The following is a 16,467-nucleotide window of genomic DNA, read 5'->3' as shown; positions in this document are numbered from 1 at the left end:
TCAGGTACTTTTTAAATGTGGTTTATAAATTTCGGTGCTGTTCTCTTTTTGGAAGATTGTTCATACGCATAAGCAATGCTTAAAAGTCCGGGTTCGTCAAATGATCTTCCTAAAAACGAAAGCCCGATAGGAATTTCACTGACAAGTCCCATTGGAACTGTAATGGATGGATAACCAGCCATAGCCGCTGGGCCATAGGATCCGTAACCAGTCCAGAAATCACCATTCACCGGATCAATACACCAGGATGGACCTGTTGCCGGGCCGCATAATGCATCAAGTTTTTGCTCGTCCAGAAGCTGGTCAATTATTTTTCTTACGCCCGCGATTTTTCCATAAGCTTCCAGATATTTCGCACTTTTTAAATCGCCTCTCGTTTGTGAAAGTTCCAGAAGATCCTGCGGGAAAATCGGCATCGCTTTTTCTTTGTTGGCATTATTGAATTTAATAAGTTCTTCCAGGGATTTTACTTTTCCATTTGACTTACTCAAATAGGCATTCAAACCATCCTTAAACTCATATTGCAGCAATTGTCCTTCTGAATTTCCAAGATCTTTTATCTTTACAAATTCCAGTTCTACAAGTATTGCACCTTTACTTTTCATTAAATCGATGGCATCTTTAAACAAAGAATCTACGCCTTCGTGTTTTTTTAGAAAAGTTTTTTCTATTCCAATTCGTTTTCCATTTAAGCCGTCTGCTTTTAAAAATTGGGTATAATCAGTTAACGCTTTTCCCTTACTGCTGGCTGTCACTTCATCATTTACATCAATTCCCGTCATTCCGCCCAAAAGCAAAGTAGCATCTCTAACGGTTTTGCCAAACGGCCCGGCTGTATCCTGTGTTTTAGAAATCGGGATAATACCTGATCTGCTCACAAGTCCGACCGTTGGTTTAATTCCCACCACATTATTCATCGAAGCCGGACAAGCAATGGATCCATTTGTTTCCGTTCCAACCGAAACCACACATAAATTTGCCGCAACAGCTACCGCCGAGCCGGAACTGGAACCGCAAGGGGAACGATCAAGTACATAAGGATTTTTCGTTTGTCCGCCGCGGCTGCTCCATCCGCTCGACGACCGGTCGGAGCGAAAATTTGCCCATTCGCTAAGATTGGTTTTTCCCAAAATTACAATACCGGCATTTCGAAGCTGTTTGACTACAAAAGCATCCGTTTTGGCAATATTTCCTTCCAAAGCAATAGATCCGGCAGTGGTTTGCATTTTATCCGCGGTGTCAATATTATCTTTTAGCAAAACCGGAATTCCATGTAACGGCCCGCGGATTTTTCCGGCTGCTCTTTCCTTATCCAGTTCGGCTGCGATTTTTTGTGCGTCAGGATTTATTTCGATAATGGCATTAATGCCGGGTCCTTTTTTGTCAATTTCAGCAATACGTTCCAGGTAAAGTTTTACCAGAGATTCTGACGATGCCTTGCCCGTTTCCATCATCTTTTTAAGATCATCGATTGTCAGTTCATTTAGTTTAAAGTCCTTTACGGCACTATTTTTCGGGTGAATTGTTGTAGACTTGAAGTCAAACATGGTTATCCCAAAAAGTGACAAACCGGCAAGTGAACCTGTATGAATAAATTTTCTGCGTTTCATAGAGCTGTGACAAGAGTGAATCTAAATATACAGGCTTTTCGCCCGATCCTGATTATGTTTTTACAAGAAAAATATTAAAACCTGCAACAGAATTTCCTGGTTATTCGAAAGTATAAGTAAGGTTTATTTCTGTTTACCTGGTTAAGTTTATGAATCCGCAATACATCCTTTCTATTCCAATGAAGTACTTTTTAGCATTATTTTTTCTACTGGCAAATCTGCATTGTTCCGCACAAATTTCCCGCACCCAGCAAGTTTCCATGATTTTGGATACCGATATAGGGCCTGATTATGACGATGTTGGCGCTATTGCCGTTATGCATGCCCTGGCGGATCGGGGAGAAGTGAAGCCGCTGGCCGTTATTGCCAGTAATCAAAATGCATTGGTTGCTCCGACCATTGAAATCCTGAATACTTATTTCGGTCGGCCGGAATTGCCCATAGCGGGCCCAAAAGGTAAGGCACCAAGTATGGGAGCTTCACAAAAATGGCCGGAAATGCTGGTTGATAAATATCCTCATAAAATAAAATCTACCGAAGAAACGCCTGATGCTATTCAGACTTATCGTAAGATTTTAGCCGCACAACCTGACCAGAGCGTAACGATTGTCACGATAGGTTTTCTTACCAATCTTTCAAATTTACTGGAATCCGGCCCTGACAAGATTTCAGCGTTATCCGGTATGGATCTTGTGAAAAGAAAAGTGAAAGAGTTGGTTTCCATGGCAGGAGGTTTTCCAAATGGAAGGGAGTTTAATGTTTATATTGATTCAACGGCTTCTGAAAAGGTATTTTCAAAATGGCCGACACAGATTATTTTCAGCGGTTTTGAGATAGGAAGCCAGATCAAAACCGGATTAAGAGTAGTTGCAGATCAAAATCTGGAAAGTCCTGTTAAAGATGTGTATACATTGGCAATGCCCAAAAGCAAACAAGACGAACAAGGAAGAATGAGTTGGGACCAGACAGCCGTGCTCGTCGCCATTCGTGGAGCGCAGCACTATTTTGATTTGAAAAGAGGGAAAATGGTCATTGATGGTGCAAAAAATTCATGGCGTGATGATCCTATGGGGCCGCACGCTTATCTGACACCGGAAATGCCGTTTAATGAGTTGGCTATGATTATTGAAACTTTGATGATGTATAAAGGAGGCGGGAGGTAGAGAAATAGTTAAATTAAGCGATAGTCCAGTCTTCTAATTTAATTGAGTTAATAGGGCTGAAATGATTTGTGTTGTTTGTAACCATGATTAAATTATGCGTTATGGAAGTTACCGCTATCAGTAAATCAAAGTCTTCAACGGGTGTTCCAAACTTTCTTAATCTTGTTTTTTCTTTGGCATATAAGTCCAAAGAATGAAAAATTGGAAGGATTTGAACACCCGTCAGAAATTTATCCAATACCACTTTATTCTTCTCAGACTACTCACTATTTTCTACGCCAAATTTGAGTTCTGCAAGTGTAATTTCTGATATATAACAGTCTTCTTCTGTAAGCTTATCAAATCTATGATTCAGATTAAACCTCCCCTTCATGTAGAAGATTGCGATATTTGGATCGATTAAGTACTTATTCAAAATGATTCGATTTGCCTCGTAGAAATTCTGCTGTTTCGAATTTTGTCAACAATTTTCTCCGCAGATTCTTCTGATTCGAAGGCACCAAATGCTTCTTTGAACAAAGATTTTTTTTCGCTCAAATCCATTTTAACAGAATCGGTAAGTCTCGAAATAAGGGTTAGCTTATCATTAGGACTTAAATTCTGGAGAAGACCGATATATCCGTCTACTATTTTCGTATTAATTTCTAATGCTCCCATATATCAAATTTACAAAAACTTAATGACGAAAGAAAAATATCTTAAATCACCATATTTCCTTCATCAACAGCAACTTTCGCATCACCAACAGCCTCTTTTATAATATTAAAGTCGTGGCGCAAACGTTGTGCAAAAAGTGCCACATCGAAACTATGTACCACAATATTGGCTCCTTCCTTAATCCACTGAATCTGACGTTCCGGTTCCAGTGAAAAATGGATACCAATGGAAAGTCCCTTGGCTCTGGTTTTTTTGATAATCGTTTTAACAGCCGCTTCAAATTCAGGATGATCATATTGCTCAGGCAACCCCAAACTCACCGACAAATCATGCGGGCCAATAAAAACAGCATCCAGACCTTTTACCGACAATAAATCATCCAGTTTTTCCATAGCCGGAACGCTTTCAATATTCGCTATACAAATATTTTCAGCGTTATGATTTTCGACATAAGTTTTTACGATCTCAGGAATTGGCTCGGTTCCGTTCAGATATTTTGTAAGCAATTCTCCTTTTAACGGACGGTATTTTGTCGCGCCGACTAGTTCCAGTACCTGATCAACCGATTCGAGATAAGGAGCCACGATACCTAATGCGCCGCCATCAATAGCCTGACAAGCCAGAAATGGATCCGGGCATGGAATGCGTACGATGGGTGTAATATTCAAAGCACGGAATTGCTGGCATAAAACCGCCAACTCGTTTCTTCCTAATGGAATGTGTTCAGTATCGATGAAAACAAAATCTACTCCGGTACGTTTTATGGCAGCAGGCCACATCGGTCCGGTGGAGGTAATGCAGGTTCCGTATACATTTTCACCGTTTTGTAATTTTTGTAAAAGTCCCATTTGACAACCTTGTTAAGATATTTATTTTTTAATTAACCAGATTTCAGTAACCTGCGATCCTCGTTCGCCTTCTCCGCAATTCCAGATGAATGTTACTGCTCCGTCGCTGATGGCCGCTTTGGGTACATCAAATTCATAAATCGGCGTTTCGCCGGTTTGTATGAAATCGTGCACAACCTGGCCGTCATCGGTAGTCATTTTCATGCGTGAACGGAAACGTCCTGTGTAAGCGATCCGTATGCGATAATCGGCCTTTGGATCAAGTTCGTCATAGTGAATTTTTAGCGGCTGGTCGTACAAAGTTTTTACCTGTTTCATCCAGACGCGAGGCGTTACCTGTCCTTTAAATCCGGTTGCCTGGATTTCATCAACCCATTCTTCGCCTACTAATCCAACACCAAAACTTGTTCGAGGCGATAGCAGACTTCCCGGATCCTCCTTCCAGCTCAAATTCTGAACAACACGATGCCAGCTTTCGGAATCTCCGAAATGATCATAAAATCCACCAGGGCCCGGATCTGTACGATGCAGCATTTCGTGAATTTTTTTCAACCTTTCAGTTTCGTCAGTAATTTTTTCAATTTGTCCAAACTGATCCAAAAGCCAGGGTGCATCATTCAGCGGCATATTGATCAGGTCAATAAAATTTCCCCTGCCCGACATGGCTCCGTGTTTTTTGATCGTCAACTGTGCGCCTATACTTTTAAACAGCGAATCGGCCAATGAATGACATTTAGCCTGATAGTCTAATAAAATCGGTTTTTTCCAGGCCGTTTCCAAAATGCCTTTTGCTTGCTGGATAGATGAAAGCGATGTTCCCGCTTTTGCGTTTTCCAAAATCTCTTTCGCCTGCGATTCCAGCGCTGTTTCATAAATTAAACGCTGACGGGTATAGGCATCAAAATAAGCGCGGATTAACCCCATCTGAAACCGGGCAGTTTGCAGAACTTTCGGAGGTGCCAGTTTTTCAATTTCCTGCCATTGTAATAAGGTGCGGTCAACACTTTCATTTGTTAGCAATTCACCACGCCAGTTATTTTCCAGCGCGACAATTCCCTGTGCGAAATTTTCTGTGAAATCCGGACTTATAAACAAACGTGCGTAGTCGCGAAGTGTTTCAATCACAGGTCTTTCCGGGTCCCAATCCTGATCACTCCACACAAATTTGTTCACGTCGTCATTTGTTCCTTCGGAATAACTGATACTGCCGACGCCATATTGATCGAAAGCATTATGGATCGCTTTTTCATCGTGTGGACGCGGGTTGATACTTTCCCTTCCAAGCGTCATCGCATAAGCCAGATCCCAATGCGGAACGGGATATTGTGAGCTGTAATTGTGGGTAATGTCCGGATAGTGGCGGATGGGAATGGAAGGTTTCACAAGTTCCCGGATTTTCTGCACCGGCAGTTTTATCCAAGGCCCGAAAACGACGCCGCCAAACCAGGAATATTCTTTATTAACATGAGAAAAGAATGCATCAAACCATTTTTGTGTTGGCCGGAAAACCTGTGGCGAAACCCAGATTTTCGCATTGGGATGATATTTTTGCAATAACACAGCTTCTTTTTCCAGCCAGGCAAAAAGGACATCCGGTTCCAGATCTCCCGGATCGCCGGCGGGTACAAAAACGGCATCCAGCTTTGGCAAAATGGAGAATATTTCTTCTCTTTCTTTCAATTCTTTTTTAATGGAATCCGGATTTGCATAATCTTTTCCAAGGTTAGGATACCAGATGGAAACATTCAAACCATATTCCTTACAAATTCTGGATTGTTCAACGATCATTTTTATCGCGGGCAGTTTCATGTGCGGACTGGTGAAATCATCATCTGTTCTTGGCGGCATGATTTCAATACTATTAGCACCAAAAAGAGAAAGATCCCTGATATACTGATCAAATCCAGCTACCGAAAATGCATCATAAGCATTGGTTTTGGGCCTGTATCCAAGTTGGTGTCCACGAATCGGATAACGTGGACTTGTTGCTATAGCGAGATTTTCTTCAACATGAATTTCACCCTGCCGTATTTCCATATTTCGTAACAAACGGCCTACACCATAAAGAATTCCTCTTGCATCTTTTCCAACAATTAGCACGGTTTTCTCAGTTGGTATTGCGAGAAGTTTAAAGCCTTCACTTTTAATTTCCGGCAATTTATTTAATGCTTTTGAGTAAGAATCAGCAAGTTTTGGGATATCACTTTCCAAAGCAATCACTATAATTTGCTGTCCCGTTTTTGGTAGTTTTTTAACGATTTGAAACTTTGTGCCGCTGCGTTTTTCAACTTCATTTTGCAGGACTTCCAGACTTCTCAGTAAAGTATTTTTATCCGAAATGGTCGTGTATAGTTGTGCTTTCGAAAGATCAAGCGTCTGCGCTTTTGCGCTTTGCTTCGGCGAAAAAAAGTATACAATTAATAAAAAATTGAAAAAGAACTTATACATAATCGTTAATAATTTGGGAACCACTTATTTATTGATATTTCATTCAAGTTATAGTTTGATGAAAACCTTTTTTCTATAAAGTAGCAGCGCAGGTATGAAATTGATTGAAACAAAAAGCAAAGCGTAGATAAGACTTGCTAGTTTTGGAGCAAAACCGGCTGAAATGAAAGTATCGACGAAGTGTTGGTTTAATGTTTTTCCACCAAAAGGCAGGAGGTAAAGGAAAAGTGCAAAGACGTCGGCCAGAACATAAATCGTTATGGCGTTTGCACCGAAAATAATACCTGGTTTGGTGCCTTTTTGATAACCTAAAATATCAATAACGAAATATAATGCTCCAAAAAGCAGAGCCGCAAAACCGGAAGTAACCAGGACAAAAGAACTCGTCCATAGATTTTCATTCACCGGAAATCCAAGTCCCCAAAAATATCCGGCGGCTGCGGTGAAAAGCCCGATACTCATCAGATAACTAACTTTTTCAGTTTGAGAATAATCAGTAAGCATTAATCTTCCGGCCAACATTCCGGTAATGCCTGTTACTATGGAAGGGAATGTGCTCAAAATACCTTCCGGATCCCAGGTTCCCTGCCACATTTTTCCAGGCAAATAGTGTTGATCAACCCAGGCTGCGAGATTTATACCGCGTTCCAACATCACTTTACCATATCCAGGTGTAGGAATTAGATTCATAGCAAGGCAATAGAGAATCAAAATTGTGATACCAATGATTGCCTGTTGTTTCCAGTTTGAATTCAGAAATAAAATGGCGCAAACTAAAAATACAATAGCAATTCTGTGCAACGTGCCAGTCCATCGCAAGTTCAAAAAATCAAAGTCAGGCATCATGTTCAGAAACATGCCAACTGCAAATATTTTCAAAGACCGCATGATGATCTTTTTATATAATTCGTTTTTAGGACTTTGATCTTCCAGTTTTTTTGAAAAAGCGAAAACGATGGAAACGCCAACAATAAAGAGGAAAAACGGAGCGACAAGATCTGTGAAAGTAAGTCCGTTCCATTTGGAATGACTTAACGTTGCGTAAACAAATTCTTCACTACCCGGAAAGTTTACCGTGATCATCAGTGCAATAGTAAAACCGCGCATGGCGTCCAGGGAAACTAGGCGGGTTGGGACATCACTGCGATTAATCATATTTTCCGTTTTTTAGTTTATATACGGAGCTGAATATGTTAAGGGCTATCTTGTTAGGAAATCCTTTTTATAATGGTATGTTTTATTCAATTTGCAGTATTACAAATACGATCAGGCGGGACATTTTATTTCCGGGAAATAACTTTGAAAAATCCTTAACGAATCCATTAACCTTACAAAATGAAGAAATCTTTCTTATTAATTATTGCCTCGTTTATGCTGTTGGCTGCATGTAGTCCGGCAGGTAAATTTTCCAAAGAAGAAGCGCAGAAAATCACCGTTTCCTGGAAGCTGGTTACAAATTTTACTGACGTGGAAGGTGTGTTTCAGGCAAAATTCACAATTAAAAACGGAGGCAATATTGCTCTGAATGATAAAAACTGGACATTGTTTTTCAACATGTCGCCAAGGCCGATCCAAACCAATAAAACACCTGAGCCTGCCATTGTAGAACATATCAACGGCGACTGGTATAAACTGAAACCGGGGAAAGATTTTAAATTAAATGGCGGCGATTCCATTACCATCAATTATACCGGCACCGAAGGTGTGATCAAGGAAACGGACGCACCGATGGGATTGTATTTCGTTTTTTATGACAACGACGGAAAGGAGCAGGATATCGTTGAGGTAGCTGATTATACTGTTGAACCTTTTACAACCAAAGAACAGATCTTACGTGGGAAAATGGATTTGGAACCACTTCCGACTGCGGAACTTCGCTACAATCAAAATCTGGTAATGTCAACTTTGGGTGGGGATCAGCTTCAAAAAATTATTCCGGCACCAGTTAAAGTTGTAAATGGAGCTGGTACTTTTAGTTTAAATAACGAAACGACTATTTATGCTGAAGCCGGACTTGAAGGCGAAGCTAAATATTTAAGTGAAAAATTAAAAACACTTACAGGAAAAGATTATCAGCCGAAAAGTGGTTTACCGACAACGGCTGTAACAAATGGTATTATTCTTAAATCCGGAAAAGTTCAGGTGAACGGAATTGCCCGCGAAGCATATAATTTGGGAATAAATACAAGCGGAATTACCATTACAGGAAGTGATGCTCCTGGTGTTTTTTACGGTGTACAAAGTTTACTGGCACTTGTTCCATTAGAAACTTATCAAAAACCTGCTGCTTCGATCGCCTTAGGTTTTACCCAAATTGAAGATGCACCACGTTTTTATTTCCGCGGTTTGCATCTGGATGTCAGCCGTAATTTCCAGACGAAAGAATCTGTAAAACGAATTATTGACTTATTGGCTACTTATAAGGTTAATCACCTCTTATTTTATACAACGGAAGATGAAGGCTGGCGCGTGGAAATTGACGGTCTGCCCGAATTGACAAAAGTGGGTGCACAACGTCAGCATACAACGGGTAAAGAAACGAATGTTTTGCATCCTTCATATGGTTCCGGTCCATTTGCAAACGCAGAAGGGAAACACGGAAGCGGATTTTATACCAAAGCTGATTTTATCGAAATCCTGAAATATGCGAATGACAGACATATCAAGGTAATTCCTGAACTGAATTTCCCTGGTCATGCCCGTGCTGCGATCAAATCCATGGAAGCACGTTATGAGCGTCTGATGAAAGAAGGAAAAGAAAAAGAAGCCAACGAATATCGTTTGATCGATCCGGATGACAAGTCGGTTTACCTTTCTGCGCAGGCTTATAAGGATAATGTGGTAAGCGTGGGCCGTGAATCGACTTACCATTTCTTTGAAAAAGTGGTAGATGAAATGGCGAAAATGTACAAGGAAGCAGGTTTGACGATGGACACTTTCCATACCGGCGGAGACGAAGTTGCAGAAGGTGCCTGGTCCGGTTCTCCAATGGCTGCCAAACTGATCAAGGAAAATCCTGAAATCAAAAGTCCGAAAAATCTTCAGGCCTATTTTTTCAGGAGATTGGTGCCGCGTTTGGAAAAACGTGGTCTTAAAATTCATGGCTGGGAAGAAGTTGCGCTTACCAAAACACCTGCCGGAAAATATCTGGCAAATCCGGAATTTTCTGGTCGCCAGGTAGTACCTTATATCTGGAACAACGTATTTGATGTGGATTTGGGAAATCGTTTGGCGAATGCCGGTTATCAGGTTGTGCTTTGTAATGTTACCAATTTCTATTTTGATATGTCCTACAACAATGATCCGAAAGAGCCGGGATTGTACTGGGCAGGTTTTGTAAATACCTGGGACAACTGGGCTTTTGCTCCTTTTGATATGTTCAAAACGACATTTTCCACAGGAATGGGAAAACCGATGAAGGAAGAATTTGTCGGAAAAGAAAAGTTGAGACCGGAAGCCAGAAAAAATATTCTTGGTCTGGAAGCGGAACTTTGGAGCGAAACGATCAAAGGAAGAGATATGATGGAATATTCAATTCTGCCAAAATTATTAGGATTCTCGGAAAGTGCCTGGTCTAAGGAAAGAAGCTGGGAAACCATCGATGACAAAACAACGCGCGACAAAGCGATTGCAACGGGATGGAATGTTTTTGCAAATTCCATCGCACAAAAGGAAATCCCAAGACTAAGTTACCTAAATGGCGGATACAATTACCGTTTGCCGCTTCCGGGTGCCATTGTTGAAGGCGGAATGCTGAAAGCCAACGTGGATTTGCCGGGATTGGCAATTCGTTACACAACGGATGGTTCCGAGCCTACCGCTCAGTCGGCCTTGTATAGCAATCCTGTAAAAGTTTCGGGTACTGTGAAATTGAAAAGCTTTGATAAGGCGGGCAAATCAAGTCGTGCCAGTATTATTGAAGTAAAATAGACTAAGTTAATCGCTATCAGCTTTCGGGTTGGATTTTTGTAAAATTGATCCGAAAACTGATAGCCCATTGCCTGCTAAAAAGATTATTAAATAAGCATATCCAATAAAATTAATCACTTCTGTTTTTTTGATGAATATAGGCGTAGATATCGGTGGGACCAACATGCGTGCCGGGATTGAATTGGGCGGATCCATTACGAGTCAAAGTAATGTGCTGCTCGAAAATAAGGATTCACTTTCCTCTACTTTAACCCAACTCATGGATTTAATTCGTCCCTACACCAAATATCCGGTAAAAGGAATTGGTATTGGTGTACCCTCAGTGGTCAATGTGGACAAAGGAATTGTTTACAATGTAATGAATATTCCGTCCTGGGAAGAGGTAGCGTTGAGAGATCTGGTGGAGAAGGAGTTTAATCTCCCGGTTTCCATCAACAACGATGTCAATTGTTTTACCCTGGGAGAACATCGTTTTGGGGCAGCCAAAAAATTCAGGTCTGTCGTTGGAATGGCTATTGGAACAGGCCTTGGTTCGGGTGTGATCATTAACAATGAGCTGTATCCCGGAAATAACTGCGGCGCCGGTGAAATTGGAATGCTGCCTTACCGGGATTCCATTCTGGAAAACTATGTTTGCAACCGTTTTTTTGAGGATACATTAGGAATGGATGCTTTTGACGCACACGAAGCTGCAATAAAGGGCGATTCCAAAGTCATAAAGATATGGGAAGAGTTTGGTGGTCATTTGGGTGTAGTTATCAAAACTATCATGTACACCTACGATCCGGAAGCGATTATTTTGGGCGGTTCTTTGACAAAAGCACACAAATTTTTCAAATCCAGCATGCTGGATAGTCTGAAAGATTTTGCCTATCCGGAATCTATCAAACGTCTTACATTATTGCTTTCTGAAAATGAAAATATTGCTCTGTTAGGCGCAGCGGCCTTAATGGATCAATAATCTTAACAGGATAATGGTATCTTGCGATTAGAAAGAATACCAATAGAAACCCACCTTATGAAGCGAAATACATTTATTGTCGTATTGATATTACTGATCTTCTTCGTAATATCTTTTCTTACCAACATTTTAGGTCCCATCATCCCTGACATCGTTGAAAGTTTTGATCTGAGTATCGGCCTCGCAGGTTTCCTTCCTTTTGCTTTTTTTGTGGCCTATGGTGTGATGTCTATTCCGGCCGGTTTGATGGTTGAGAAATACGGAGAAAAAACCGTTTTGCTCTTGGCATTCATTCTTTCTTTTGGAGGCGCACTGCTTTTTGCAATCATTCCGGGTTTTTCAATTGCCTTATTCTCGCTTTTTCTTATAGGCGTCGGTATGGCAATGTTACAGGTTGTTATCAATCCGCTATTGCGGGTGGCAGGTGGGGAAGAGAAATTTGCCTTTAATTCTGTTCTCGCCCAGTTATTTTTTGGAGCGGCATCTTTTCTTAGTCCGCTGCTTTACAGCTATCTTGTATTGAATGTTCACTCTTCAAACTCAGGTTTTCTGATTGATATTTTAAATAAACTTGTTCCTGAAAATCTGAAATGGGTTTCACTTTACTGGGTTTTTGCCGTCATTTCTTTGCTGATGGTTGTGATCATTGCGACGGTGAAATTCCCGAAAGTCGATCTTAAAGAAGATGAAAAAATAGATGTGGGAAAAGCTTTCACCGAGCTTCTTGCCAATAAATCCGTGTTACTTTTCTTTTTTGGAATTTTCGCCTACGTCGGCACCGAACAGGGAATAGCCAACTGGATTTCCAAGTTTTTACAGACCTACCATGACGTTGATCCGGCCACAACCGGCGCTTCTGTTATCTCTTATTTCTGGGGGTTGCTGACCATTGGATGTTTCCTGGGACTTATACTTTTGAAGCTTCTGGATAGCCGGAAAGTATTGATTTTCTTTACAATCGGTGCGATATTTTCTTTATTGGCTGCTCTTTTCGGATCAAAAGAAATTAGTTTATACGCCTTTCCTTTAACCGGTTTTTTCGCGTCAGTGATGTATTCAGTGATTTTTTCATTGGCGCTTAATTCAGTCCCAAATCATCACGGAACATTTTCCGGGATTCTATGTGCCGGAATCGCCGGTGGTGCCGTTGTCCCTTTGATCATCGGCGGTTTAGGCGAATTGGTTGGGTTGAAACTGGCCATGCTTTTTTTACTGGTTACGCTTGGCTACATTCTAAGCATTGGCATTTGGGCAAAACCTTTGGTCAATAATGATACGGTTAAAAGTTTCAAGGAATTATTTGTGTAGTGGAATTTGTGGAAGAAAATTCTTAAATTCTAACCGGATTCTATTATTACGAATGTATTAGCGCGCAATCTGTTATGTATAAAATTATCTTACTGATTGATTTTGCCGAGGAATACAGCAAAGCCCTTTTGAAAGGCATTGCCAAATATTCCAGAGAACACGGGCCATGGATTTTTACCAGAATGCCGCTTTTTCACCGCGAAACGGTAGGGATTGAAGGTATATTGAAATGGGCATTGGAATGGGGTGCCGATGGTATGATCGGGCAATTTTACAATGATCCCAATATTGGAAAAATTATAGAAGCGGGAATTCCTGTTATTGCTCAGGATTTTAAAAAGCGATTTCACGAAATCCCGAACATTACCGGTGCACACCATGAAGCCGGTGGAATGGGTGCTGACTATTTTTTGAAAAAGGGGTTTAAAAATTTCGCTTTTTACGGGTTCAAGGATATCGTCTGGTCTCAGGAAAGGTCAGAAGGATTTGAAGAACGTATAACACGGGCGGGTTATAAGGTTCATTTTTTTGAACATAAAATGGCGAGGCCTTCGGAGTTGTGGTATTACAAACCCAATTCAATAGGAAAATGGCTTAAATCGCTTCCTAAGCCTATTGCTTTAATGGCTTGTGATGATAATCAGGGACAGCATATAACAGAAGCCTGTCGGCTTTACGGAATCAGGATACCGGAAGAAATGGCTGTTTTGGGTGTTGATAATGATGAAATGATCTGTGAATTCTCAGATCCGCCGCTTTCCAGTGTCGGGCAAGATGCGGAGAAAGGAGGCTATGATGCGGCCAAACTGCTGGATCATATGATCAAAAACGGAATACATGATTTTTATGATATTATCGTAAAACCTACGCAGGTTATCACACGTCATTCGACCGATATTTATGCTACGAACGATGACCATATTGCAACATCGTTAAAATACATCCATCAGAATATTGATAAAAACCTGCATGTGGATGAAGTCGTAAAACAGGTTCCGTTATCAAGACGGGCTTTGGAAAAACGCTTTATTGAAGTAATGGGTTACCCGATTTATAAATACATTTACAATCTTAGGATTGAAAAATTTACTCAGAAATTACTTGATACGGATATGTCCGTTTTTGAAATTGCGTTGGATATGGGCCTATCAGATAGTAAAAATATTGCCCGGCAATTTCGTCAGGTGAAAGGTTGTAATCCGAGTGAATACCGTAACCGGTATCTGGCTGGGAAGTAATTATTCGAGAGGGTTTTTTCAACAAAAAGAGGAGCCGGATTTTAAAAATCCGGCTCCTCTTTTTGTTGAAAAATATATTGATATCTGAAAATGTTTTTCTACCAAATAACAACTCTCGAAGTTTCCGGTAGCACCATTTTACTTCCGGCTCCACAACTCCACGCATCCTGGAATTCTTTCAAATGTGGCAGCGGTCCGTTGATACGATCTTTTGCCGGTGCATGAGGATCCGTCTGGATTTGATTTTGCAGCGCTTCATTTGTCGTGTTCATATGCCAAACCTGAGCCCAGCCTAAGAAGAAACGTTGTTTCCAGTTAAATCCGTCGATTGGTGCCGGTTCTGGTTTTCCTTTTAATGATTTTTCCAATGCGTAATACGCAAGTGTTAGTCCGCCTAAATCGGCTACGTTTTCACCTATCGTTAAAGCACCGTTGATTTTGAAACCGGGTAATGCTTCGATTCCGCTGAAATAATCAATATACTTTTTAGTCAGTTTATCAAAATTGGTACGATCCGAAGCTGTCCACCAGTTTTTAAGATTTCCCTCTTCATCAAACTGAGATCCCTGGTCATCAAATCCGTGGGTGAATTCGTGACCGATTACTGCGATAATTCCTCCGTAATTGATAGCATCGTCAGCATTTCTGTTATAAAACGGAGGCTGCAAAATTCCGGCCGGGAAAACGACTTCATTGTTCAACGGATTGTAATATGCGTTCACCGTTTGTGGCGTCATGTACCACTCGCTTTTGTCAACTTCTTTTCCAATTTTCCTGATGCTTTCTTTATGTTGGAATAGGGACGAAGCGATCACATTTTCAAATAATTTATCGGAAGCAATTTCAATAGAGGAGTAATCCTTCCATTTGTCAGGATAACCGATTTTATAGGTAAATGCTTTCAACTTTTTATGCGCTCTTGCCTTGGTCGAATCGCTCATCCAGGTAAGTTTGTCAATTCTTTCACCGTAAACGCTGCGCACGTTTTCAATCATTTCAGACACTTTCTTTTTGTCTTCTTCCGGGAAATATTTCTTTGAGAATAGTTTTCCCAACGGCATTCCTAAAAGTCCGTCTGTTGATCTTATCGCTCTGTCTGCACGCGTTCTTTGCTGTTTCGTTCCTCGCATAACTGTACTGAAAAAGCGGAAATCCTCTTTGTCGTAACTTTTAGGAAGATAGCCCGCAAAGTTGGAAAGCAATTGCCAGCGGGTATACAATTTCAGCGTCGCCAAAGGTGTTGCTTTCAACAAGGCATTTACGCTTTTCAGATATGGGATATTTTGTACGATAACGGTATCCGTTTTGATATCCTGTTTATCTGCAAATTCCTGCAAATCAAAATCAGGAGCCAAAAGTTTGAAATCCTTGAATGAAGTTTTGTTGTAGGTTTTTACAGGATCACGAAGTTCTACATTCGTTAATTGTAATTTGGCAACCTTCGTTTCAAATTCCAGAATTGTTTTTCCAGGATTCGGATCCTTAAAACCGGCAAAGCCAAACATGTTATCCACATGTTTTACGAATTCGCTGCGTACTTTAACCGTACTGGAATCTGTTCTTTCATAGTAGCTTTTTTCACCCAGACTTAATCCATCCTGGCCTTCATAAAGCACATTCATTTTGGAGTTTTTTAAATCTCCTTCAACGCCAAAACCAAGAACGGTTGAAACACCGACTTTTTGTAATTCACCGGTAACCGATGCAAGATCTTTCAGCGATTTTACGGCTTCAATTTTATCAAGATACGGTTTTAAAGGTTCGATACCGCGTTTTTCAACGGTTGTGGTATCAAGAAAAGATTGGTAATAATCGGCGATCTGCTGCTCTTCACTTCCTTTTTTACGGTCTTTCTGATCGGTTATTTCCTTAATAATCCCTTTCAATCTGACTTCCTTATTTTCCTTGTCCAAAATTCCAAATGCGCCCCAACGGCTTTCTGTACCCGGAATCGGGTTGAGTTTTTTCCAGCCTCCGTTGACGTAGCTGTCAAAATCGTCACAGGCTTTGTAAGTTGTGTCAAGTGAACTTAGCGGGAATCCGGGTACTTTTTCTGTTGATGTTTCTTTCTCCTTTTCTTTATTACAGCTGGCCGTCATCACAACAACGGATGCCAGCATAGACCACTTCAAAAAAGCTGATTTCATATATAATAAATTTGGTGTTAAATATGCTGTGTAAACAAATGTAATTATTAAGTCAAATAAGTTAACGAACATAATGATGATCGGTTATCTTTATCGTTTTACAGAAATACAGAATATTGTTGTTTGAAACAGGGCACATTATCAACCTTACCGCTTT

At 40.7% G+C, this 16,467-nt stretch carries 11 protein-coding genes; 5 read left to right on the top strand and 6 right to left on the bottom strand.

Going from position 1 to position 16,467, the window contains the following annotated elements; genetic code table 11:
- Window positions 1-11 precede the first annotated feature (11 nt).
- A complete protein-coding gene (locus FDK13_RS22780) occupies window positions 12-1,610 on the bottom strand; it encodes an amidase (protein WP_137342314.1) in 1,599 nt (532 codons plus the stop codon).
- Window positions 1,611-1,759: 149 nt separating this feature from the next.
- Between FDK13_RS22780 and FDK13_RS22775 the strand changes: the two genes are divergently transcribed.
- A complete protein-coding gene (locus FDK13_RS22775; protein ID WP_229216171.1) occupies window positions 1,760-2,773 on the top strand; it encodes a nucleoside hydrolase in 1,014 nt (337 codons plus the stop codon).
- Window positions 2,774-3,184: 411 nt separating this feature from the next.
- On the opposite strand, the gene FDK13_RS22765 is transcribed toward FDK13_RS22775, so the two are convergent.
- The 4 genes from FDK13_RS22765 to FDK13_RS22750 are packed head-to-tail and all read right to left on the bottom strand — an operon-like array spanning window position 3,185 to window position 7,881.
- Window positions 3,185-3,430 (bottom strand): hypothetical protein, encoded by a 246-nt coding sequence (locus FDK13_RS22765; RefSeq protein WP_137342313.1) that lies wholly within the window; start codon window positions 3,428-3,430, stop codon window positions 3,185-3,187.
- Window positions 3,431-3,471: 41 nt separating this feature from the next.
- Window positions 3,472-4,278, bottom strand: a complete 807-nt coding sequence (locus tag FDK13_RS22760; protein ID WP_137342312.1) for an HpcH/HpaI aldolase family protein — start codon at window positions 4,276-4,278, stop codon at window positions 3,472-3,474.
- 21 nt (window positions 4,279-4,299) lie between these two features.
- The gene (locus FDK13_RS22755) at window positions 4,300-6,726 is read right to left on the bottom strand and encodes an alpha-glucuronidase family glycosyl hydrolase (protein WP_137342311.1); all 2,427 of its coding nucleotides are present in this window, start codon (window positions 6,724-6,726) and stop codon (window positions 4,300-4,302) included.
- Between the two features lie 48 nt (window positions 6,727-6,774).
- Entirely contained in the window at window positions 6,775-7,881 is a 1,107-nt protein-coding gene (locus FDK13_RS22750; RefSeq protein WP_137342310.1) for an acyltransferase family protein, read from the bottom strand.
- Window positions 7,882-8,061: 180 nt separating this feature from the next.
- On the opposite strand from FDK13_RS22750, the gene FDK13_RS22745 reads away from it, so the two are divergent.
- The 4 genes from FDK13_RS22745 (at window position 8,062) to FDK13_RS22730 (ending at window position 14,163) form a co-directional block, all read left to right on the top strand.
- A complete protein-coding gene (locus tag FDK13_RS22745) occupies window positions 8,062-10,656 on the top strand; it encodes a family 20 glycosylhydrolase (protein WP_137342309.1) in 2,595 nt (864 codons plus the stop codon).
- A 130-nt stretch (window positions 10,657-10,786) separates the two neighbouring features.
- Window positions 10,787-11,617, top strand: coding sequence for an ROK family protein (locus tag FDK13_RS22740; protein ID WP_137342308.1), 831 nt, complete (start codon window positions 10,787-10,789; stop codon window positions 11,615-11,617).
- Between the two features lie 57 nt (window positions 11,618-11,674).
- On the top strand, window positions 11,675-12,925 hold the full coding sequence (locus tag FDK13_RS22735) for an MFS transporter (protein ID WP_137342307.1): 1,251 nt from the start codon (window positions 11,675-11,677) through the stop codon (window positions 12,923-12,925).
- A gap of 74 nt (window positions 12,926-12,999) precedes the next feature.
- Window positions 13,000-14,163, top strand: a complete 1,164-nt coding sequence (locus tag FDK13_RS22730; protein ID WP_137342306.1) for an AraC family transcriptional regulator — start codon at window positions 13,000-13,002, stop codon at window positions 14,161-14,163.
- Between the two features lie 98 nt (window positions 14,164-14,261).
- Here FDK13_RS22730 and FDK13_RS22725 read toward each other — a convergent pair whose 3' ends face one another.
- Window positions 14,262-16,310 (bottom strand): M13 family metallopeptidase, encoded by a 2,049-nt coding sequence (locus FDK13_RS22725; RefSeq protein WP_137342305.1) that lies wholly within the window; start codon window positions 16,308-16,310, stop codon window positions 14,262-14,264.
- Window positions 16,311-16,467 lie beyond the last annotated feature (157 nt).

The organism is Dyadobacter frigoris, from assembly GCF_005280585.1.
In the GTDB taxonomy this organism is placed as follows: domain Bacteria; phylum Bacteroidota; class Bacteroidia; order Cytophagales; family Spirosomataceae; genus Dyadobacter; species Dyadobacter frigoris.
This window is presented reverse-complemented; position numbering and strand designations above follow the sequence as displayed.

What these genes read in the sequence shown, in the direction of transcription:
- FDK13_RS22740 (WP_137342308.1), top strand. Translation starts at nt 10,787, where the DNA reads ATGAATATAGGCGTAGATATCGGTGGGACCAACATGCGTGCCGGGATT.
- FDK13_RS22735 (WP_137342307.1), top strand. Translation starts at nt 11,675, where the DNA reads ATGAAGCGAAATACATTTATTGTCGTATTGATATTACTGATCTTCTTC.
- FDK13_RS22760 (WP_137342312.1), bottom strand. Translation starts at nt 4,278, where the DNA reads ATGGGACTTTTACAAAAATTACAAAACGGTGAAAATGTATACGGAACC.
- FDK13_RS22725 (WP_137342305.1), bottom strand. Translation starts at nt 16,310, where the DNA reads ATGAAATCAGCTTTTTTGAAGTGGTCTATGCTGGCATCCGTTGTTGTG.
- FDK13_RS22730 (WP_137342306.1), top strand. Translation starts at nt 13,000, where the DNA reads ATGTATAAAATTATCTTACTGATTGATTTTGCCGAGGAATACAGCAAA.
- FDK13_RS22755 (WP_137342311.1), bottom strand. Translation starts at nt 6,726, where the DNA reads ATGTATAAGTTCTTTTTCAATTTTTTATTAATTGTATACTTTTTTTCG.
- FDK13_RS22750 (WP_137342310.1), bottom strand. Translation starts at nt 7,881, where the DNA reads ATGATTAATCGCAGTGATGTCCCAACCCGCCTAGTTTCCCTGGACGCC.
- FDK13_RS22745 (WP_137342309.1), top strand. Translation starts at nt 8,062, where the DNA reads ATGAAGAAATCTTTCTTATTAATTATTGCCTCGTTTATGCTGTTGGCT.
- FDK13_RS22780 (WP_137342314.1), bottom strand. Translation starts at nt 1,610, where the DNA reads ATGAAACGCAGAAAATTTATTCATACAGGTTCACTTGCCGGTTTGTCA.
- FDK13_RS22775 (WP_229216171.1), top strand. Translation starts at nt 1,760, where the DNA reads ATGAATCCGCAATACATCCTTTCTATTCCAATGAAGTACTTTTTAGCA.
- FDK13_RS22765 (WP_137342313.1), bottom strand. Translation starts at nt 3,430, where the DNA reads ATGGGAGCATTAGAAATTAATACGAAAATAGTAGACGGATATATCGGT.